This is a genomic window from Microbacterium sp. ZW T5_45, from assembly GCF_044987415.1.
In the GTDB taxonomy this organism is placed as follows: Bacteria; Actinomycetota; Actinomycetes; order Actinomycetales; family Microbacteriaceae; genus Microbacterium.
The window spans coordinates 1-19729 of the sequence record NZ_JBJDRJ010000031.1; the positions used below are offsets into that span (position 1 = coordinate 1).

Annotated in this window: 23 protein-coding genes; 7 read left to right on the plus strand and 16 right to left on the minus strand. The window is 69.0% G+C overall.

Annotation, left to right across the window (positions count from 1 at the left end; translation table 11 throughout):
• Positions 1 to 74: 74 nt before the first annotated feature.
• The 3 genes from ACI3KS_RS14605 to ACI3KS_RS14615 are packed head-to-tail and all read right to left on the minus strand — an operon-like array spanning position 75 to position 2738.
• On the minus strand, positions 75 to 1616 hold the full coding sequence (locus ACI3KS_RS14605) for a S8/S53 family peptidase (RefSeq protein WP_404919268.1): 1542 nt from the start codon (positions 1614 to 1616) through the stop codon (positions 75 to 77).
• Between the two features lie 37 nt (positions 1617 to 1653).
• Positions 1654 to 2136 carry a hypothetical protein gene (locus tag ACI3KS_RS14610; RefSeq protein ID WP_404919269.1) on the minus strand — a complete coding sequence of 161 codons (483 nt, stop codon included), beginning with the start codon at positions 2134 to 2136 and terminating at the stop codon, positions 1654 to 1656.
• Entirely contained in the window at positions 2133 to 2738 is a 606-nt protein-coding gene (locus ACI3KS_RS14615) for an RNA polymerase sigma factor (protein ID WP_404919270.1), read from the minus strand. Before ACI3KS_RS14615 ends, ACI3KS_RS14610 begins: the two co-directional genes overlap by 4 nt.
• A gap of 69 nt (positions 2739 to 2807) precedes the next feature.
• Here ACI3KS_RS14615 and ACI3KS_RS14620 point away from each other — a divergent pair, with 69 nt between their 5' ends.
• The gene (locus tag ACI3KS_RS14620; protein ID WP_404919271.1) at positions 2808 to 3026 is read left to right on the plus strand and encodes an SCO4848 family membrane protein; all 219 of its coding nucleotides are present in this window, start codon (positions 2808 to 2810) and stop codon (positions 3024 to 3026) included.
• A 127-nt stretch (positions 3027 to 3153) separates the two neighbouring features.
• Here ACI3KS_RS14620 and ACI3KS_RS14625 read toward each other — a convergent pair whose 3' ends face one another.
• The 6 genes from ACI3KS_RS14625 to ACI3KS_RS14650 all read right to left on the minus strand — a co-directional run bounded on the left by ACI3KS_RS14625 (position 3154) and on the right by ACI3KS_RS14650 (position 8239).
• Entirely contained in the window at positions 3154 to 4242 is a 1089-nt protein-coding gene (locus ACI3KS_RS14625) for an FUSC family protein (protein ID WP_404919272.1), read from the minus strand.
• A gap of 122 nt (positions 4243 to 4364) precedes the next feature.
• The gene (locus ACI3KS_RS14630; RefSeq protein WP_404919273.1) at positions 4365 to 5051 is read right to left on the minus strand and encodes a hypothetical protein; all 687 of its coding nucleotides are present in this window, start codon (positions 5049 to 5051) and stop codon (positions 4365 to 4367) included.
• A complete protein-coding gene (locus ACI3KS_RS14635; protein ID WP_404919274.1) occupies positions 5051 to 5947 on the minus strand; it encodes an ABC transporter ATP-binding protein in 897 nt (298 codons plus the stop codon). Before ACI3KS_RS14635 ends, ACI3KS_RS14630 begins: the two co-directional genes overlap by 1 nt.
• Positions 5944 to 6342: a GntR family transcriptional regulator gene (locus ACI3KS_RS14640; protein ID WP_404919275.1), complete on the minus strand. Its 399-nt coding sequence runs from the start codon at positions 6340 to 6342 to the stop codon at positions 5944 to 5946. Before ACI3KS_RS14640 ends, ACI3KS_RS14635 begins: the two co-directional genes overlap by 4 nt.
• A gap of 293 nt (positions 6343 to 6635) precedes the next feature.
• Positions 6636 to 7337 (minus strand): bifunctional 4-hydroxy-2-oxoglutarate aldolase/2-dehydro-3-deoxy-phosphogluconate aldolase, encoded by a 702-nt coding sequence (locus ACI3KS_RS14645; RefSeq protein WP_404919276.1) that lies wholly within the window; start codon positions 7335 to 7337, stop codon positions 6636 to 6638.
• Entirely contained in the window at positions 7334 to 8239 is a 906-nt protein-coding gene (locus tag ACI3KS_RS14650; protein WP_404919277.1) for a sugar kinase, read from the minus strand. Before ACI3KS_RS14650 ends, ACI3KS_RS14645 begins: the two co-directional genes overlap by 4 nt.
• Before the next feature lie 76 nt (positions 8240 to 8315).
• Between ACI3KS_RS14650 and ACI3KS_RS14655 the strand changes: the two genes are divergently transcribed.
• The gene (locus tag ACI3KS_RS14655) at positions 8316 to 9047 is read left to right on the plus strand and encodes an IclR family transcriptional regulator (RefSeq protein WP_404919278.1); all 732 of its coding nucleotides are present in this window, start codon (positions 8316 to 8318) and stop codon (positions 9045 to 9047) included.
• 36 nt (positions 9048 to 9083) lie between these two features.
• Positions 9084 to 10301, plus strand: a complete 1218-nt coding sequence (locus ACI3KS_RS14660; RefSeq protein ID WP_404919279.1) for a class I SAM-dependent methyltransferase — start codon at positions 9084 to 9086, stop codon at positions 10299 to 10301.
• 39 nt (positions 10302 to 10340) lie between these two features.
• Here the strand turns inward: ACI3KS_RS14660 and ACI3KS_RS14665 are convergent, their stop codons facing one another.
• Entirely contained in the window at positions 10341 to 10700 is a 360-nt protein-coding gene (locus ACI3KS_RS14665) for a DUF6578 domain-containing protein (protein ID WP_404919280.1), read from the minus strand.
• A gap of 324 nt (positions 10701 to 11024) precedes the next feature.
• On the opposite strand from ACI3KS_RS14665, the gene ACI3KS_RS14670 reads away from it, so the two are divergent.
• From ACI3KS_RS14670 to ACI3KS_RS14680, 3 genes are read left to right on the plus strand one after another with little or no spacing between them, the layout of a single operon-like run.
• The gene (locus ACI3KS_RS14670; protein ID WP_404919281.1) at positions 11025 to 12464 is read left to right on the plus strand and encodes a glycine betaine/L-proline ABC transporter ATP-binding protein; all 1440 of its coding nucleotides are present in this window, start codon (positions 11025 to 11027) and stop codon (positions 12462 to 12464) included.
• Positions 12461 to 13423, plus strand: coding sequence for an ABC transporter permease (locus ACI3KS_RS14675; RefSeq protein ID WP_404919282.1), 963 nt, complete (start codon positions 12461 to 12463; stop codon positions 13421 to 13423). Before ACI3KS_RS14670 ends, ACI3KS_RS14675 begins: the two co-directional genes overlap by 4 nt.
• Entirely contained in the window at positions 13416 to 14342 is a 927-nt protein-coding gene (locus ACI3KS_RS14680; RefSeq protein ID WP_404919283.1) for a glycine betaine ABC transporter substrate-binding protein, read from the plus strand. Before ACI3KS_RS14675 ends, ACI3KS_RS14680 begins: the two co-directional genes overlap by 8 nt.
• Before the next feature lie 257 nt (positions 14343 to 14599).
• Here the strand turns inward: ACI3KS_RS14680 and ACI3KS_RS14685 are convergent, their stop codons facing one another.
• The 5 genes from ACI3KS_RS14685 to ACI3KS_RS14705 form a co-directional block, all read right to left on the minus strand.
• The gene (locus ACI3KS_RS14685) at positions 14600 to 15367 is read right to left on the minus strand and encodes an ABC transporter permease (RefSeq protein WP_404919284.1); all 768 of its coding nucleotides are present in this window, start codon (positions 15365 to 15367) and stop codon (positions 14600 to 14602) included.
• Positions 15364 to 16155: an ABC transporter ATP-binding protein gene (locus tag ACI3KS_RS14690; protein ID WP_404919285.1), complete on the minus strand. Its 792-nt coding sequence runs from the start codon at positions 16153 to 16155 to the stop codon at positions 15364 to 15366. Before ACI3KS_RS14690 ends, ACI3KS_RS14685 begins: the two co-directional genes overlap by 4 nt.
• Positions 16152 to 16523 carry a DUF1048 domain-containing protein gene (locus ACI3KS_RS14695; protein ID WP_404919286.1) on the minus strand — a complete coding sequence of 124 codons (372 nt, stop codon included), beginning with the start codon at positions 16521 to 16523 and terminating at the stop codon, positions 16152 to 16154. Before ACI3KS_RS14695 ends, ACI3KS_RS14690 begins: the two co-directional genes overlap by 4 nt.
• A gap of 1 nt (position 16524) precedes the next feature.
• Positions 16525 to 16869, minus strand: coding sequence for a PadR family transcriptional regulator (locus tag ACI3KS_RS14700; RefSeq protein ID WP_404919287.1), 345 nt, complete (start codon positions 16867 to 16869; stop codon positions 16525 to 16527).
• 330 nt (positions 16870 to 17199) lie between these two features.
• Positions 17200 to 17919: an SGNH/GDSL hydrolase family protein gene (locus ACI3KS_RS14705; RefSeq protein WP_404919288.1), complete on the minus strand. Its 720-nt coding sequence runs from the start codon at positions 17917 to 17919 to the stop codon at positions 17200 to 17202.
• 54 nt (positions 17920 to 17973) lie between these two features.
• Between ACI3KS_RS14705 and ACI3KS_RS14710 the strand changes: the two genes are divergently transcribed.
• A complete protein-coding gene (locus ACI3KS_RS14710) occupies positions 17974 to 18507 on the plus strand; it encodes a cytochrome C5 (RefSeq protein WP_404919289.1) in 534 nt (177 codons plus the stop codon).
• A 172-nt stretch (positions 18508 to 18679) separates the two neighbouring features.
• Here the strand turns inward: ACI3KS_RS14710 and corA are convergent, their stop codons facing one another.
• Positions 18680 to 19681, minus strand: a complete 1002-nt coding sequence (gene corA, locus ACI3KS_RS14715) for a magnesium/cobalt transporter CorA (RefSeq protein ID WP_404919320.1) — start codon at positions 19679 to 19681, stop codon at positions 18680 to 18682.
• Positions 19682 to 19729 lie beyond the last annotated feature (48 nt).

Here is a 19729-nt window from a genome sequence, read left to right on the forward strand (position 1 = left end):
TGCGGAATGCAGGCGCGACGGGCCGGATGCTCGCCGACAACGCGGACGTCGAGCCTGCGCAGCGTCAGCCTGGCTCAGCCCTGCACGTTCGGCGTCGGCAGCGAGGCGAGGACTTTCGCGGTCGCCGCGATCGCAGCATCCGTCGTCGCCCCGCCGATCGGCACCGTGCCGAGCTGCGCGGCGATGCGGCCGGCGACGTACGGGGCGGCGAACGAGGTGCCGCTCCAGATCGCGAAGCCGCCGCGATAGTCGTCGGGGTCGAGGGTCTCGCGGTGCAGTCCGTCGACGTCGGCCCTGCTCGAGGCCTGCTCGCCCCCGACGAACGCGGGCGAGGTGCTGACGACGGCCGCGCCGGGCGCGTACGCGCGCACCCACGGTCCGACGTTCGAGAACAGCGCGACGGTCTGCGCCGAGGGATTCAGCGCCCCGATCGACACGAGCGGGGCGTCGCGATCCGGCCGGATGCCGTTGTCGGCGCTCGGCCAGGCCCACAGGGACGCCGGGAACGACGGCCGGTCGATCGCATCGTTGCCCGCCGAGCAGACGACGACGCACCCCAGCGCGCGGGCCGTCTGCAGAAGCGCGTGCAGGGTGAGACTGAACAGCCCGTCGGCGGGGGTCTCGTGGTAGTACCCGAGGGACAGGCTGAGCACGTCGATCGGATGCCCCGTCTTCGGGTTCGCCCGGTGACGGCGCAGCAGCTCGATCACCTGCGCCAGCGCGGTGAGGAAGGTGCTCTCATCGACCACGCCCAGTGCCCCCGCGACACGCACCGAGACGATGTCGGCATCCGGCGCCGCCTGCCGCACCAGACCGGCGATGAAGGTGCCATGCCCCGCGACGGCATCGATCTCGCCGTCGAGCTGTCCGTAGAGGTCGGGGTAGCGCTCGGGGTCGGCGTCGTCGGAGAGTCCGATCGGCACCCCGTCGAGGTCGAGGTGACGGGTGACGATCGTGTCGGGGAGCCAGTCGTGCACGCCGCATCCGGTGTCGAGCACAGCGACGACCGGGCGACGCCCCTTCCTCGGCGCGACCGAGCGGGCGGGAGCGGGTCCCAGCCACGACACCGGCTGGCGGGCCCCTCGGCCGGGTTGCAGGTAGTCGTCGCAGCCCGCGCCGCCGACCGGGTTCGTGCGGGTGAACGGGTTCGTGCGGGTGAACGGGTTGGTGCGCGTGAACGGGTTGAGCCCGACCGGATCGATCGACAGGACGTGCTCGAGTCCGGTGCGCGGCATGGTCGTCCTCGAGAGGCGTCGGGCGCGCTGCAGCACGCGCCAGGCGTCCGGCGGAACCGGCGACTCGCCGCGGACCGGTTCGTCGGGCGTCGTGATCCGCGCGCGCACGAACCAGGGGATCTCGGCAACGAGCGGAGCGCGCGACTCGTCGTCGACGGCGATGCCCCAGCCGAACGAACCCGCGGCGTCGACGAGCACCTTCAGCTCGGCATCCGAAGCCGCCCGGTCGGCATCCCGCGTGAGCAGCAGGCGGTCGGGGAGATACGCGGTGGGGAACGCGCGGATGCCGTCGACGGGCTCGACGTTCGGATCGAGCGCCGTGCCCCGGCGGATCGATCCTTCGGCGCGGTCCTGCCACGTCCATCCTCGGGGCTGGTCCATGGGATGTCCTCTCGGTGATTCTGCGGGTGCGGTGCGGTCAGAGCTCGAACAGCGGCGTCACCAGGCCGCCGGCATCGGAGGCGTCCGGAGTCAGCCGCACCCGACTGAGGCCGGGGCGCACATCGTCGAAGGCGAAGCGGCCGGTGTCGGTGGGGCGGGTGAGACGTGCGCGACCGTGCTGCTCGAGCTCGATCTCCCCGCCCGGTGCGTCGACCCAGCCGTCGATGCGGCGGGTGCCGTTCGCGGCGGTCGTGATGTGCAGCAGGATGCTCGTCGTGCCATCGGTGAACTGCAGGGTCAGCGCCTCGGCATCGCCGCGCACCGCCGCCAGCGGAGTCTCGACGAGGGTGAGCAGCGCGTACTCCTGCGAGAGCGAGTCGGTCGCGATCGCGGCGATCATGCGGTCGACGAGGGATGCCGGTTCGGGATCAGTGGACGTCCACATGGTGCGGAGCCGCGCGAACAGCTCGGCGTCGCTGCGGGAACCGTCGCTGCCGGAGGCGTCGTCGCGGGCACTCATGCGGGAGCCTCGAGCAGGTCGCGCAGTTTCACGAGGCAGCGCCGCCGGGTCGGTCCGATGCTGCCGACCGGCATCGCCAGGTCGACGGCGAGGGTCGCGTAGTCGGGGCGGTCATCGAAGGCGATCACGCGCAGCAGGCGACGGCAGCGCTCGTCGAGGCGGCGCACCGAGTCCCAGAGCCTGCGTCGCTCATCGGCGACGGTGGCGTGCTGCTCGGCCGAGGACTGCTCCGGCAGCAGGACATCGAGGTCTTCGGCATCCGTCGCATCCACCCGGTTGTGCGCTTTGCTGACCTTCCATGCTTCCCTGCGGGCGGTGGTGGTCAGCCAGGAGGCGATGGCACCGGGATCCGCGATGGTCTCGCGGGCACGCACCAGCCGCAGCCAGGTCGTCTGCACGACGTCTTCGGCGAGGGTGCGCTCGAGCCCGTAGGCCCGCACGACGTGCCAGAGCACAGGGGTCATCAGCCGCACGAGGTCGTCCATCGCGCGGCTTTCGCCGTCTCGCCACGCCCCGAAGAGTGCGGCAGCACGCTGCCACCGTGTCGCCCCGTCGTCCGGTGCCGGATCGAGATCGGCGGCCCCAGGCTCGCCGTCGATCATGCGTCCCATTGTGATCACACCTATGAGGAGCGCGGCAAGGGGTTCCTGATACATGGGTAGCGTGGAGTGGTGACTGCTCTCGCCGTGGTGCTCTTCCTCAACGCCGCCTTCAACGTGATCGTCTGGCCGCGCTTCTACAAGCGGGTCGCGAACGACCCGCGTGCGCGCGATGAGAACGGCAAGGCAACCACCTTCCTCAAGGTGCACGCCGTGCTCATCGCCCTGGCTCTGGTGCTCGCCGTGGTGTCGGTGCTCGTCGGCGTCGCCGGGCTCACCGGAAGCTTGTAGGCGCACGCTCGGCTCGTCCCGCGTGCGAAACCCGCGCGCGAAACCCGCACGCGAAGTCGCGCGCGAGGGGAGGGGGCCGCGGGCGTGAGGCACGAGGCGCCGAAGGCCCCCGCGCTGCGCGGCGGCGTCAGCCGGCCTGCCGGGTTCCGTCGACGAGGAGGATCCGCCGCAGATGCATGGCGGTCAGCACCCCGGTCCCCATCGAGCGTCGGGCGTCGATCGTGCGGTCGTCGACCCGCTCGAGCAGCAGCCGGATCGCACGAGCCGCGTGGCCTCGGAGGCGGTGGCCCTCCGCCGAGGACGGCGACCCGTAGGCGACGGCATTCGCCACCGCATGACAGGCCGCGGCCAGCGGATCGGGCAGAGCCGGGTCGAGCGACAGGGCTCCCGGCCGGTCCCAGATCGTGTCGGCTGTGGCATCCGAGATGTCGCGGATGAGGTGGGCGATGCGATCGAGCCGCCCGAGTTCGTCGTGGATGCGGTCGCTCTCCGCGCGGCGGCCCCGTGCTCGCACGTTGCCGCGTCGGCTCTCATCGGCCTCCGAGGCTGCGGCACGCAGCTCGGCGGTCGTGTCGGCGAGCGTCGCAGCATCCGCGGCCCACTGCTCATGCGCGGGCGGCCACGACTCCGACACGGCGTCACCGATGTCGTGCAGGTGCTGGGCCAGCTGCGCGCGGAAGCCCTCGACCCGCGTGGCCGTCGCTCCGAGCAGCGGCGCGGGCGCGAAGACGGCGTTGACGATCAGTCCGACCGCCACGCCGATGCCCATCTGTACGAGGTACCCGAGCGAGTACTCGTCGGCGTTCCGTCCTCCGATCAGCAGCACGAACAGCGCGGCCATCGGCACGTACTCACGTCCGATGCCGAACCAGCCGGTGCCGGACACGAGCATCGCGAGCCCGATCACGAGGGGGATCGTCCACCAGTTCGGTCCGATCGTGAGCACCACGACGGTCGCCAGGGCGATGCCCGTGGCGAGGCCGGACAGCGTCTGCAGGCTCGAACGCACCGAGCCGAGCAGGGTCGGATACATGCTCACCAGAGCGCCGAGCGGTGCGTAGTAGGGGTACTCGTCGACCACACCCGGCATTTGCGGGGCGATGGTCCACGCGAGTCCGACGGCGAGCGCCGTCTTGCCGACCAGCAGCAGGCGCGCCGGGCGCACGGCCTCGCCCACCGATCGGGCGAGACGTCGTCTGCGGGTTCCGACGTTCACGCGACGTGACGCTACCGCCGCCGGCCGCGAGGCTCACCGGGGTTGATTCCGGGCGGGATCACGGTTAGCGAAGGATGCCGTGCCCGCACTCGCGTGCGGTCACGGCATCCGTTCGGTCGGGGTCAGGGGATCGCGCGGCGGAACGCGAGGAACGAGACGCCGGTCAGCAGGACGACGACGACCAGGCCGCACAGAGCCATGCCGACTGCTCCGAGGTCGCCGAGGATCGAGCCCACCTGCCCCCACAGTTCGAGGCGCGTGACCAGGAACACCAGGCCGACGAGCAGCAGCCCGAGGGTGACGCTGGCGATCGTGAGCACGAGCGGGCCCCACCGCTTGTAGACGGTCGCTCCGGTGAAGCCCAGTACGAACAGCAGCAGCGAGAGCATGAAGTACGTGAGAAACGCGCTGAGCCCGCCTACCTGCCAGAGCGGCGGCAGGTAGAAGACGTAGCCGTTGACGCCGTAACCGTTCGTCGCGATCTCGATCAGGCCGCCGATGACGCCGACGACGCCGAGCAGGGCGCTGCCGAGCACGGCCGTGAGCATCGTGCCGGCGAAGAACTCGCGGCGGGTGATGCTCATGGCCTGCGAGAACGGGAAGGTCAGGGTCATCGCCGAGATCCCGATCGCGAAGAAGTACCAGAGCGGGGCCTGGCCGCCACCGCCGTACTTGGGTTCGCCGCCGGGGATCAGTGCGTAGACGATGATCGAGAGCGCGACGGCTCCGATGAGGATGATGAGCGGCACCCAGATGAAAGTCTGACGGTTGATCAGCTGCAGGCGGATGACGTAGAGTGTGCGTCGCATCAGAGCGCTCCTTCCTTGACGGCGGATCCCGCCCTCTGGGTCAGTCGGACGACCAGCTGCTGCAGCGAGACCGGCGCCAGGTCGAGTCCGAGGTCGGTGACCTCGGCGCGGTCGGCTGCCGAGAGGGCGCCGAGGACGGTGACGGATGCCACGCGCCCGAGTGACTCGCGATGCAGCACCTCGCGGGCGCCGACCCAGGCGTCGACCCTGGCGGCGTCACCGACGACGGTCACCGCGCGGTCGCGCACGGCATCCGTGTCCTCGTGGAGGATGATCTGCCCGTTGTCGATCACGATCACCTTCTCGATGAGGTTCGAGACCTCGTCGATCAGGTGCGACGAGAGGATCACCGTGCGCGGGTGCGCGGCGTAGTCCTCGATGAGGCGGTCGTAGAAGATCTGCCGGGCGACCGCGTCGAGGCCGAGGTACGGCTCGTCGAAGAAGGTGAGCTCGGCGCGCGACGCCAGGCCGATGATCACGCCGACGGCCGAGAGCTGACCGCGGGAGAGCTTCTTGATCGTCTGCTTCTTCGGCAGTTGGAACTCCTCGACGAGTTCGTCGGCGAGCTCCTGGTTCCAGTTCGGGAAGAACAGCTTCGCGGCGGCGAAGGCGTGCTTCGGGTACGCGTCGTCCGGATACTTCTGGCTCTCGCGGACGAAGCAGATCCGGTTGAGCACGCGGGCGTTCTCGTACGGATGCTCGCCGAAGACCCGCACCGAGCCCGAGGTCTCGAAGTTCTGGGCCGTGAGGATCGACATCAGCGTCGTCTTGCCGGCACCGTTACGACCGAGGAGTCCGTAGATCGCCCCGCCCTCGAGGGTGAGCGAGACGTTGTCGAGTGCCTGCGTGTCCTTGTAGCGCTTGGTGAGGTTCTGCACCTCGATGACGGCGGTCATGCGGATGTCTTCCCTTCTGAGTCGGTCCGTGCAGCGGCGCGTTCGGCGCGTTCGGTGAGGATCGCGGCGAGATCGGATGCCGTCAGCCCGAGCGTGCGGGCTTCGGCGAGGAGCGGATCGATGTAGCGGTCGGCGAAGGCCGAGCGGCGTTCGCCGAGCACCTGATCGCGGGCTCCGGTGGCGACGAACATGCCGATTCCTCGGCGCTTGTACAGCACTCCCTTGTCGGTGAGCATGGCGACTCCCTTGGCGGCGGTGGCGGGATTGATCCGGTAGAAGCTGGCGAGCTCGTTCGTCGACGGCGCCTGCGATTCCTCGGCGAGCGAGCCGTCGAGGATCGAGTCCTCGATCTGCTCGGCGATCTGGAGGAAGAGGGGCTTGCCTTCTTCGATCACGTGTCCTCCAGCGTGGTGTCTTGGTTAGTTACTCAACTATGTAACCATGGAACCGGAATCGTGTCAAGGGGTCGCGGCCTGCTCTCGCGACGGGCCGGTGCAGGGTACGAAACGTCGGAGGTCGGGGGCGACACGCCGCGTCTCGGGGCCGTCGGGCTGCGTGTCGCGGCGCGGCTCCGACTTTTCGCGCGCGCGGCCGGCGGTGCGGAGGAGCGGATGCCGACCCGCGAGGCACGCACGAAGCCGCCCCGGTCGCGGGAGGCGACCGGGGCGGCTCGGGGGAGCAGAGCGGATCAGCGGCTCGCGGTGCTCCCCTGTTCGAGGAGCGCAGCGAGCAGGGGGAGCTGCGCGGGATCCTCGAGAGCCGAGCCGACCGCGACGACGCGCGCGCCCGCGGCGAGGAAGTCGCCGGCGTTCTGCGCGTTCAGCCCGCCCGTCGTGACGAACGTCGCCTGCGGGAACGGACCGCGCATCGCCTGCAACCACTCCGGGCCGAGCAGCGAGGCGGGAAAGGCCTTCAGCCAGGTCAGGCCCGAGGTCAGGGCGAGCTGCACCTCGCTCGCGGTCGCGACGCCGGGCATGCTCAGCATCCCCGCGTCGTGCGAGGCGCGCACGATCTCGAGGTCGAGCCCGGGGCTCACCGTGAAGCCCGCACCGGCGGATGCCGCCTGCCCGACGTGCTCGTGCGAGACCACGGTGCCCGCGCCGACGACCTTGCCGCGCTCGCGTCCGGCGGCGGCGACCACGCGCAGCGCCTCCAGGTCATCCGCGGTCTGGATCGGCAGCTCGACCACGTCGATGCCGAGGTCCCAGGCGGTCGTCGACACCGCGAGGCTGCGCTCGACGCCGAGTCCGCGCAGGATCGCCATCAGTCGTGTGCTCCCGAAGAGCTCCTCGAAGCCGGAGTTGTCCATGATGTTCCTCTCGTCCCGCCGCATCCGCGGCTGTCGTCCCTTCGCCGCATCCGCGACCACCGCATCCGCGACTGAGCTCACTGGCCTGTTCCGGCGGCCGTCTCGAGCACATCGCCCGTCGACTGCAGGACGAGGTGCGCGCGCTCGTGCCCGCCGCGCAGACAGGCGACGACATCGTCGCCCGCGAGCATTCCGTGCAGGTACCCGGCGGCGAAGGCATCCCCGGCGCCGACGGCCTCGACGACCTCCGTGGGGATCGCCGGGACGAACTCCTCGCCGGCATCCGAGAAGTGGGTCGCACCGACGTCGCCGTCCTTGATGACGAGTCGCTCGGGCGACGGCAGCACCTCGCGCACCTCCGCGGGCGTGCGGCATCCCCACAGCGTCTGCGCCTCGTCGAGACCGACGAAGACGATGTCGGCGCGATTCGCCAGCGCACGCAGGGCCGGTGCGGCGACGGATGCCGGCCACAGCCCGGCGCGATGGTTGACGTCGAAGCTCAGCAGCGCCCGGCTCGCCGCGACCCGGTCGATCACGGCGCCGATGAGGGCGGCGCATCCCTCGGACAGCGCGGGGGTGATGCCGGAGACATGGATGATCCGCGCGTCCTCGAGCGGAACTCCGGCGATCGTCGCGGGGGTCATCCGCGAGGCGGCGGATCCCGCGCGATAGTAGAGCACGCCGTGTCCTGGATCCTTGAAGTACACGCCGGTCGGCGCCTGCTCGTCGAACTGCACCCATCGCGTGTCGACGCCGTGCGCCGCGACCGTGCGGTGCACGCGGCGGCCGAGCGCGTCATCGCCGAGAGCGCTCATCCACGCGGCATCGCCGCCGAGGGCGGCCACGTGCATCGCGACGTTCGACTCGGCGCCGCCGATCGTCAGTTCCACCTCTTCGGTGTCGGCGAGGGGCGTCGCATCCCGCGGCGTTACGAGCGCCATGGTCTCACCGATGGCGATCAGTGCCGGGGTGGGGGAGGTCATGCGGCCATGGTCGCAATCGGGTGCATCGAGTGCAACGCACGTTGCAGCATATGCACAGTCTCGCTAGAGTCGCGACATGTCGCACAGCGTTCGTCGGGCCGCTCTGATCGTCGATGCGATCGCCGAGCATCCTCGGTCCGTGGCCGACCTCGCGACGGAGTTCGGACTGCATCGCTCGACGATGTTCCGTGAGCTGCAGACCCTCGAGGATGTCGGATACGTCCGGCGCCGCAGCGACGGCACCTACGTGCTCGCGTTCCACCTCATCTCGCTCGCCCAGACCGCGCTCGAGAACCTCGATCTGCGTGCCGCGGCCTCGCGGCACCTCCGCTCGCTGCACGAGGTCGTGGGCAACACCCTGCACGTCGCCGCGCTCATCGACGACACGATCGTCTACGTCGACAAGGTCGAGGACCGGGGCGGCGTGCGCATGTACTCCCGGATCGGCTCGCGTGTGCTGCCGAACTGCACGGGCGTGGGAAAGGCGATCCTCGCCGGACTGGATGAATCCCGACGGGATGCCGTGCTGGCCGGCGTCGACTGGACGGCGCACACTCCGCGCACCCTCACCACGCGCGCGGCGCTGGACGCCGAGCTCGACGTGATCTCGGAGCGGGGGTGGGCTGTCGACGACTCGGAGTTCGAGGACTTCGTGAATTGTGTCGCCGTGCCGATCCGCAGCGTGACCGGAGTGATCGGCGCCCTCTCGCTCACGGCGATCCGCATGGTGCAGGACCTCGACGACCTGGCAGTGCGCATCCCGCTGCTGGAACGCACCGCGGCGCTCATCGCCCGCGACGCCGGCTGAACTCGAGTCGCGACGCCCGCCGCGTATCGTGGGGAGGTGCCCGACTTCCCCTACGCCCGCCTTCGGCGTCACCCCGACGTCGAGGCCGAGAACCTCCAGGCGTACGACGCGACCGATCTCCTGCTCACCGAGTGGGGCATCGCCTCCGGAATCGCGGGTGACGAGATCGCCGTGATCGGCGACGAGTACGGCGCAATCACGCTCGCCCTGACGGATGCCGGGCGCACCGGCATCCGCGTGCATCAGGACCTCGCGACCGGTCGCCGCGCCCTCGCGCGGAACGCCGCGGATCTGCAGATGGGGGGCGGCTACACCGAGCACGAGCTGGATTCGTCGTTGTTGGTGGGCGCGACGCTCGTACTGCTGCAACTGCCGAAGTCGCTCGCCGAGCTCGAAGAGATCGCGGATGCTGTCGCCCGCTGGGCAGCCCCCGGCGTGGTGCTCGTGGCGGGAGGTCGCGTCAAGCACATGACGCTCGCCCAGAACGACGTGCTGGCGCGCAGCTTCGAGACGGTGCAACCGCAGCGTGCCGAGCGGAAGTCACGGCTGATCATCGCCTCCGAGGCGCTGCCGGTTCCGGCGGAGCCGCCGTTCCCCGTGTCGATGCGGCATGGCGGATTGACGCTCGTCGCGCACGGTGGGGCCTTCGCCGGGCCGCGACTCGACATCGGCACCCGCGTGCTGCTCGAGGTGCTCGGCCTCGCATTGCCAGAACTCCGGAGATCCGGGATGGAGGAGGCCGAAACCGGGCCGAGTGCAGGGACGGCCACGGGTTCTTCCGGAGTTCTGACGGCGGCGGCCTCGGTGATCGAGGCGGCGAGCACCGTCGTCGATCTCGGCTGCGGCACCGGTGCGCTCGCCGCAGCCTATGCGCTCGCGCATCCGCGGGCCCGAGTCATCGCGACGGATCGTTCGGCGGCAGCCGCGGCATCCGCCCGAGGCACCGTCGTCGTCAACGGTCTGGCCGGTCGCGTCGAGGTCACGCACGACGATGCCGGCTCGCGACTGCCCGATGCGAGCGTCGACCTCGTGCTGCTGAACCCGCCGTTCCACCTCGGCAACAGTGTGCATTCCGGCGCGGCGACGCGGCTCTTCGAGGCCGCCGCCCGCCTGCTCCGCCCTGGTGGCCAGCTGTGGACGGTGTACAACTCCTCGCTCAGGTATCGCGCCGAGCTGACGGGCCTGATCGGGGAGACCGAACAGGTCTCGCGCACCCCGAAGTTCACGGTCACCCGGAGCGTGCGGCGGGGCTGAGCACGCGCCCGCCGGCCGCAGAACCTGTGACCCGGCACCTCATCGATGACGGTCGATGTCGACGAGGAAGCCGCTCTGCCCAGGCCCACCCTCCTCATGCCAGGGGACTCGCGGCGCGGCGGACACCTGCGCAGAGCCGGGCACGGGGTGGCCTTGGTCGCGGGTCAGTCGGACCTCGGCGATCGCGGTCACGACCCCCGAACGCCGGTCGAGATCGAGCTGCACGTTCATGTCCTCGTGGTGCATCTCCTCGGCATCGACGGTCTCCGCGAGCTCCGGGCCGAGGGCGTCTGCGACCCACTCGCTCACGCCGAATCTGACGCTCAGAGCCACCTCCGATCCGACCTCGAAAGGCGTGCCGCAGCACTCCCATTCCCATGAGCTGAGCCAGATCCGCATGCCGCCGACTCTACGCCGGAGGCGCGCGCAATCCCCCGATCAGCCGGAGAAACCGAACGGCGGTAAGCTGTGTGGATTTGGCGCTGACCAGCCATTTCGTTAGACTGGTCTGCGGGCCTCTTGGCCTAAGACCAGTCCGCGGCCGCGTCCTTCTTTCGATCTGCTGTGCTGCGAAGAGGCGTGGGCGTACGGTCGATGTCCTCTGCGACGGATCCGAAATCCGACGCCAGCGCCGCCACAGCGAAGAACTCGAAACGGCCATGCGGACGTCACCCGGGCGTAACCGAAGCGGGCGTGCCCACGAAGGCGCGCCGCAGGGGAAACGTGTCCGAAATCGCACTTGAAGCGCGCCATCTGTTCAAGGTGTTCGGGAAGAATCCGAACCAGGCCGTCCGCCGACTGAAGGCCGGAGAGAGCCGCACCGACGTCGCCGACGCCGGCACCGCCGCCGTCATCGACGCCGGTTTCACCGTGAACAAGGGCGAGATCTTCGTCATCATGGGACTCTCGGGTTCCGGCAAGTCCACCATCATCCGGATGCTCAACGGCCTGCACGAGGCGACCGACGGCTCCGTCCTCATCGCCGGTGATCCGATCACCGGCATCCCGGCGTCGCGACTGCGCGAGATCCGCCGCGACCGCATCTCGATGGTCTTCCAGCACTTCGCCCTGCTGCCGCACCGCACGGTCGCCGCGAACGTCGCGTACCCGCTCGAGCTCAAGGGCGTTGGTAAGGCCGAGCGCCTGGCCAAGGCCGCAGAGATCCTCTCGCTCGTGGGCCTCGACGGGCAGGGTGAGAAGCTTCCGAGCGAGCTCTCCGGCGGCATGCAGCAGCGCGTCGGCATCGCTCGTGCCCTCGCCGCCGACACCGACATCCTGCTCATGGACGAGGCGTTCAGCGCGCTCGACCCGCTCATCCGCCGGGAGATGCAGGAGCAGCTGCTCGAACTGCAGCAGAAGTTCCAGAAGACGATCGTGTTCATCACGCACGACCTCAACGAGGCGATGTTCCTCGGAGACCGCATCGCGGTGATGCGCGATGGCCGAGTCGTGCAGATCGGAACACCGGAGGACATCCTCACCGACCCCGCCAACGACTACGTCGAGCAGTTCGTGCAGGACGTCGACCGCGCCCGCGTGCTCACCGCCGCGAACGTCATGGAGCGCCCGCGCCCCGTGGTCGCCGACACGGCCGGACCCCGCACGGCCCTTCGACAGATGCGCGACTCGTTCATGTCGGCGACCTACGTCGTCGGCCGCGACCGGACGCTGGTCGGCATCGTCACAGACCGGGATGCCGTGAAGCAGATCCGCAAGGGCGAGACGACCCTCGCGCCGATCCTCAAGCCCGTGCCGCAGGCGGTGCACGAGGACGAGGTGCTGATGAATCTGTTCATCCCGTCGGTCGAGTCGCCGGTGCCACTGGCGGTGACGGATGCCGCAGGCCGACTGGTCGGCGTGATCCCCCGTATCACCCTGCTCGCAGCCCTCGGCCCCGGACCAGGCGCGACCGGCGAGCTCACGCTGCCGCTCATGCCGATGCCGCAGGCCGAGATCGACGCCGTGCTCGACGACGGCTGGACTGCCGACTCGCCGATCGATCCCTTCCCTTCGGCTGAGACCGCCGGCCCGGTGCTCGACAGCTCCGCAGCGGCATCCGACGACTCGCCGCTCTCGGCCACCCACGCGCTGGCCGATCCCACCCGGTCATCGAGCGAGCGCCCCGATGACGGATCCACGACCCCCGAGGAGATCACCCGATGAACTTCCAGCTCCCCCTCGGAACGTGGGTCGCCTCCGGCGTCGCCTGGATCAAGGACAACCTCGACGGCTTCCTCTCGGTCGTCTCGTCGATCGTCACCTTCCTCGTCGACGGCCTGAGCTTCCTGCTGCTGCTGCCGTACTTCCACGTCGTGATCGTGATCGCGGCCCTCATCGCCTGGCTCGTGCGGTCCTGGCAGCTCGCGATCGGCACCGTGATCTCGTTCGGCCTGATCGTCGCGATGGGACTCTGGGTCCCCGCGATGCAGACACTCGCCCTCGTGCTCGTCGCGGGTGCCGTCGCCGTGGTCATCGCGGTGCCGCTCGGCATCTGGTCGGCGCGGAACGCGACCGTGCGCGCGGTGCTCAAGCCCGTGCTCGACTTCATGCAGACCATGCCGGCGTTCGTGTACCTGATCCCCGCGATCGTGTTCTTCAGCATTGGCGTGGTGCCGGGTCTCGTCGCCACCGTGATCTTCGCGCTGCCCCCTGGCGTGCGGCTCACCGAGCTCGGCATCCGCGGTGTCGATTCCGAGACGGTCGAGGCCGGTCAGGCGTTCGGTGCGACGCCCGCGCAGATCCTGCGCGGCATCCAGCTCCCCCTCGCGATGCCGACGATCCTCGCCGGCGTCAACCAGGTCATCATGCTCGCGCTGTCGATGGCGGTCATCGCCGGTATGGCGGGCGCCGATGGCCTCGGGAAGATGGTCGTCGAGGCCATCTCGACCGTGAACATCGCCAAGGGCGTCGAGGCCGGACTCGGTGTCGTGCTGATCGCGGTCTTCCTCGACCGCGTCACCGCCTCGCTCGGATCGCTGGGTCAGAACCGCTCGTCGCTGCTCGGGATGCTGGCACGTCGCCGCTCCACGCAGCGTGAGGATGCGGCATCCGCTGTCGCCGTCGTCCCTGCCGCCCCCGGCACCGATGCGCCCGCCGACGAGAAGGAGCTCCAGAATGCGTAAGTCCCGAATCCTCAGCGTCGCGGCCGTCGCCGCCGCGGCATCCCTCGCCCTGGCCGGATGTGCGTCCGACGGCGCCGGCGGCACGATCGAGCTGGCCGGAGGCGGCGGGTCCGCCGGTGGCGGCGGTGACAAGGGCACCATCACGCTGGGCTTCCTGCCCTCGTGGACCGACGGTCTGAGCACCGCGTACCTGCTTCAGGATCAGCTCGAGAAGCTCGGCTACACGGTCGAGATGCAGACGCTCACCGAGGCGGGCCCGCTGTACACCGGACTCGCGCAGGGCGACGTCGATGTGTTCCCGTCGGCGTGGCCCGAGGTCACGCACGCCGAGTACATGGATACCTACGGCGACTCGATCGAGGATCTCGGCACCTACTATGACAACGCGCGACTGACGATCGCGGTGCCGGAGTACTCCGACATCGACTCGATCGAGGATCTCGTGGGTGCGGGCAGCACCTTCGACGGCAAGATCTACGGCATCGAGCCGGGCGCGGGGCTCACCGCGCAGACGCAGAAGATGATGCCCGAGTACGGCCTCGACGGCGAGTATCAGCTCGTCACCTCTTCGACCGCCGCGATGCTCACCGAGCTGAAGTCGGCGACCGAGAAGCAGGAGGACATCGTCGTCACGCTGTGGCGTCCGTTCTGGGCCAACGACGCATTCCCCGTGAAGGACCTCGAAGACCCGAAGGGTGCGATGGGCGAGGCCGAGGGACTGCACTTCCTCGGAACGCTCGGCTTCGCCGACGAGTTCCCGGATGCCGCCGAGCTCATCCAGCAGATCGTGCTGGACGACGAGCAGTACGGATCGCTCGAGGACCTCGTCGTGAACGAGTACGGCGAGGGCCAGGAGGCCGCGGCCGTCGACGCCTGGCTCGAGAAGTACGGCGACCAGTTCGACTGGGTCGTCGACTGACGGGTCGGCGAGACGAGGGGGCATCCGATGAGGATCCCCCTCGTCGTCTTGCGGCCCGCGTTCGCATCTCGCGTTCGGGCTGAGTTCTCACCTTCGGGCTGAGGAAACGCTCGGGAGTCTCCTCCCGAGCACGAGAACTCCTCCCGACGAGGTGCGCCGAGGGGCAGGGGAGTCGACGCGAACAGCATCCGAGCGCGACGAAACGCCCCGTCCGGGCCCGAAGGTCCGGCCGGAGCGTCCCGCTTCGCTGCGTGAGGTCATCCGATCTTCTTGCGGTAGGTGACGATCGCGAGTACGTACGCGACGACGAGGATGCCGACGCACCACGCGAGCGCGACCCAGATGTCGGACCCCACCGGCTTCTGTGCGAACAGCGCCTGGATCGTGTTCACGATCGAGGTCACCGGCTGGTTCTCGGCGAACCAGCGCACCGGCCCCGGCATCGTGTCGGTCGGCACGAACGCCGAGCTGATGAACGGCAGGAAGATCAGCGGATACGAGAAGGCGCTCGCCCCGTCGACCGTCTTCGCGCTGAGTCCGGCGATGATCGCCAGCCAGGTGAGGGCCAGCGTGAACAGCATCAGGATGCCGATCACCGCGAGCCATGCGCCGACACTCGCGCCGGTGCGGAAGCCCATCAGGAACCCGACCGCGAAGATGATCGCCAGGGTGATCGCGTTCGCCACGAGCGACGTGAGCACGTGCGCCCACAGCACGCTCGACCGTGCGATCGGCATCGAGTGGAACCGCTCGAAGATGCCCGACTGCATGTCGGTGAACAGCCGGAACGCCGTATAGGCGATGCCCGATGCGATCGCGATGAGCAGGATGCCGGGGAGCAGGTAGTTCACATAGTTCTCGGCGCCCGTGCTCTGGCGGAGCGCGCCGCCGAAGACGAACACGAACAGCAGCATCAGGGCGATCGGGGTGACCGCGGTGGTGATGATGGTGTCGGCGCTGCGGAAGATGTGCCGCAGGGAGCGGCCGGTGAGGGTCGCCGTGTCGGCGATGACGTGAGTGCTCATGCTGCGTCCTCCTTCGTGGTGTGCGGGTCGGTCGATGTGCGGGGACCGACCAGGGTGAGGAAGATCTCCTCGAGAGTGGGTTGCTTCTCGACGTACTCGACCTTCGCGGCCGGCAGCAGTCGCTTCAGCTCGGCGAGCGTGCCGTTCGCGATGATGCGACCCTCGTGCAGGATCGCGATGCGGTCGGCGAGGTGTTCGGCCTCATCGAGATACTGCGTCGTGAGCAGCACAGTGGTGCCGTTCTCGGCGAGTCCGCGCACCACGTCCCACACCTCGATGCGTGCCTCGGGGTCGAGTCCCGTGGTCGGCTCGTCGAGATAGATGACCTCGGGGTTCCCGACCAGGCTCATCGCGATATCGAGCCGGCGGCGCATGCCGCCGGAGTACGTGCCGACCTTGCGTGCCCCGGCATCCGTGAGCCGGAACGTCGCGAGCAGATCGTCGGCGACCTTCCCTGCGTCGGGAAGGTGCCGCAGCTGTGCGACGAGGACGAGGTTCTCCCGTCCGGTCAGGACTTCGTCGACCGCGGCGAACTGCCCGGTGAGGCTGATCGATTCGCGCACGCCGACGGGGTCGCTCGCGACGTCGTGGCCCTGCACGACCGCGGTGCCGGCATCCGGCTTCAGCAACGTCGAGAGAATGCGGACCATCGTCGTCTTGCCGGCGCCGTTCGAGCCGAGCAGGGCGAAGATCGAGCCCTTCTCGACGTCGAACTCGACCCCGCGCAGCACGTGCAGCTTCCCGTAGGACTTCTCGATGCCGCGCACCGAGATGGCTGCGTTCGTCATGACGCCTCCTCCGCCTTCTTCGCGTCGTCGAACGCCTTGATGAGGCGCGCGCGCTCCTTGTCGATCCACTGCCGTCCGCCGTATGCCGCGGCGTAGTTCTCGGCGAACTCGACCGGGTCATCGCCGACGATCGCGCTGACCGGCGTGCCGTCGATCGCGGCGCGCTCCCACAGATCGGCGATGTCCAGGAACATCTTCACGATCGTGTCTCCGTCGGTCAGGCCCCCGTAATACGTGTTGTAGCGCTGCTGGGCCTTCGCCATCTCGCGGTACGGCTCGGGCAGGGCGTTGATGCGGGCTTGAGCCTGCTTGTACTGCTTCTTCTCTTCGAGCGATCCGGTGATCACTTCGATCCACTTCGCGGCCATGTCAGTTCTCCTTGTTGCTCGTGGTGGTGGTGTTCAGCTGTTCGATGTGCTTCGCGAGGAAGTTCCAGGTCTTCCAGAAGTCCTCGAGTTCCTCTCGGCCCTGCGCGTTGAGGGAGTACACCTTGCGTGGCGGCCCCTTCTCGCTCGGGACCTTCTCGACGTCGACGAGGCTCTTCTGCTCGATCCGCACGAGAAGCGCGTAGATCGTGCCCTCTGCGATGTCGGCGAACCCGTGGTCGCGCAGTCGCGTGGTGATCTCGTAGCCGTAGGCCGGCTGCTCGGCGAGGAGAGCCAGTACGAGGCCCTCCAAGGTGCCTTTGAGCATCTCGGTCATCTGCTTGCCCATCAGGCCCTCCTTTCCTTGGTCTCGGTACTCAGTGTTGCTGGGTACCGGTACAAAGTAACACCGAGTACTGGTACTTAGCAACACTGAATACTGAACTTTTTCGAGCGGGTCGCCGAACGGGACTCCCCGCGGCAGCCGGGGCCTTCAGAACTCCGGAGATCTGGCGCGGTTCGGCGCCGCGGGCCTGGTCAGCACGTCGTCGAGGACGGTTTCTCCGGAGTTCTGACGGCCGGGCCGCGCGCACAACTCCTCAAAAGCGGTCGCCGAACGGGGCGCAGGGTCTCTTCAGGCCCGGTTCGGGGGCAGAGAGTGAGGAGTTGTGCGCCGGAGTCAGCCGAGCCGCGCGGCGGCGACCATGCCGTCGAGCAGCGAGAAGGTGCGCGATGCGGCGGGGCGGATGCCGAGAACACCAGCGAGCTCGAGAGCCAGCGCCGCGTGTCCTGCGACGTTCGGGTGGAACGGGTCGTTCATCAGACCCCACGGCACGCCACCGTTCCCGAGCTCGGTGAACCGCGCGTGCTGATCGACGAGGATCACGTCCTCCGCGGCGGCGACCTCGCGCACGGCATCCGCGAACTCCTGCAGACGCTGCCGGCCTGGCGCGTTCGCGGCGTCGATGGACGGAGGGGTCTGCAGCACGACGATCGCTCCGAGGGCGCGCGTCCGTGCGACGAACTCGCGCAGCGACGCGGCGAACTCGGCGGGCGAGACCAGCGGGCTGCCGGGCAGCGTCGACATGTCGTTCGTGCCGATCATGAGCGTGACGACATCGGGCTGCCATGACGAGACGCGACGTTCGAAGTCTCCGAGGATGTCGGGCAGCCGATGCCCGCTGATCGCCGTGTTGATGACGACGTCGCGGGTGCGCGCGAGCTCGCCGCGGATGAGCTCGTGCAGGTGCTCGGCGTAACTGCGTCCGCCGTTCGTGTGCACGAGTCCGTGCGTGATCGAGTCGCCCGTGATCACCCAGTTCCGCGGCTCGGTGCCGACCAGGGCGTCGGCGAGGCGGTGGAGATCGGAAGCGGCGGATGCGGGGGAGGCGGTCGACACGCCCCCGAGCCTATCGCCGCCCCCTTCCCCAGGACGATGCGCCAGACTGGAGACATGACCTCGTCTGCTCTCGAAGCCCTGCTCGCCCGCGTCACCGACAGCGCTCTGCTCGATGATCCGACCGCCGAGAACGGGCTGGTCTACGGGCGCGCGAACATCGATGCGGCCGGCACCGTGGTGAATGTGAACATCGATCCGGAGCTCGAGGATCGCGACGACGAGGACGTCGATCACGATGAGCTGATCGCAGCGCTCTCCCGCATCCTCGGCATCGCCGAGTCCCGCTGGCGCGCCATCGTCGACGAGGTCGCGAGCGACATCGAGGACGCCGTGGGCGATGAGCCGGTGGCCGAGCAGATCGACATCCGCGACGACCTCGAGGCGGCGTCCGTTGTCGTCTTCGCGGATGCCGTGCTGCTGGCGTTCGACGCTCCGAAGCAGTTCCCCGACTCGCGCATCCTCGTGCAGCTCGACGAGGATCTCGAGATCGACGGCGTCGAGATGCGCGATCGCGATGACATCGAGACCGTGGAGTTCGACACCCTCGACGAACTGCTCGACCACATCAGTGGGCCCGAGGAGGACTGAGCGCGCGACGAGCGCCCCGTTCTGTCGCGCTCCTCTTCGCCAGCGCCCCCGTTCGTCTACGAGGCCCCCGCTCATTCACGTAATTCAGCGGGGGTGTCGTAGCTCAGCGGGGGCGTCGGCGGTCGCCAGCGCGGCGGTCACCCGGTCGGCGGTCGCCCGCGCGGTGCCGCCCTCACAGCCACCGGCGGTACTTGAAGATTCCGTAGAGCCCCACCGCGAAGGCGAGCATCGCCGCGATGGCCATCGGGTATCCGAACTTCCAGTGCAGCTCGGGGATCGCATCGAAGTTCATGCCGTAGACGGTGCCGACGAGGGTCGGGGCGAAGATGATCGCCGCCCACGACGAGATCTTCTTGACCTCGTCGTTCTGCTTGAGAGCCGTCTCGGACTGCCGCCGCGAGACGAGTGCCGAGTGCACCGTGAGGGCGTTGTCGAGGATCGCGCGGAACGAGTCGATCCGCTCGTTCACGCGGATCACGTGGTCGAGCACGTCGCGCAGCGAGCGCTGCAGCTCCTCGTCGATGCGGTACTTGTCCGATCCCCGGCGCAGCCATTCCAGCATCCCGGAGAGCGGATGCACCGCCCGCTGGAACCCGATCACCTCGCGCGACAGCTGGTAGATGCGGCGTGAGAGGGCGTCGTCGTCGCTGTCGCCGAACAGCTGGTCCTCGATCTCGTCGATGTCGTTCTCGAGTCCTGCCACGATCGGCTCGTACTCGTCGACGACCTCGTCGAGGATCGCGTACAGCACGGCCTCCGGTCCCATCGCGAGCAGATCGGGGTTCGCCTCCATGCGGCGCCGCACGGCGGCGAGATTCGGCGACTCGGCATGCCGGATCGTCACGACGAAGTCGGGGCCGATGAACAGGTGCAGCTCGCCGAACTCGATCGACTCCTCCTTGTCGCGGTAGCGGGCGGGCCGCAGCACCGCGAACAGGGTGTCGCCGTAGCGCTCGACCTTGGATCGCTGGTGGCCGGAGAGCGCGTCCTCGACGGCCAGGGGATGCAGATCGAACTCGCGCGCGACCGAGTGGACCTCTTCCGGACTCGGGCGATAGAGACCGATCCAGGCGATGCCGCCGTGGGCGTCGAGGCTCCGGTAGGTCTCGTCCAGGTTCTTCGGGGTCTCCACGCGACGTCCGTGGACGTACACGCCGTTGTCGATGAGCGCCATCATGCGGCTCCGTTCTCGCAGGCGCACGCCGAACGTGTCGGGTGCGCA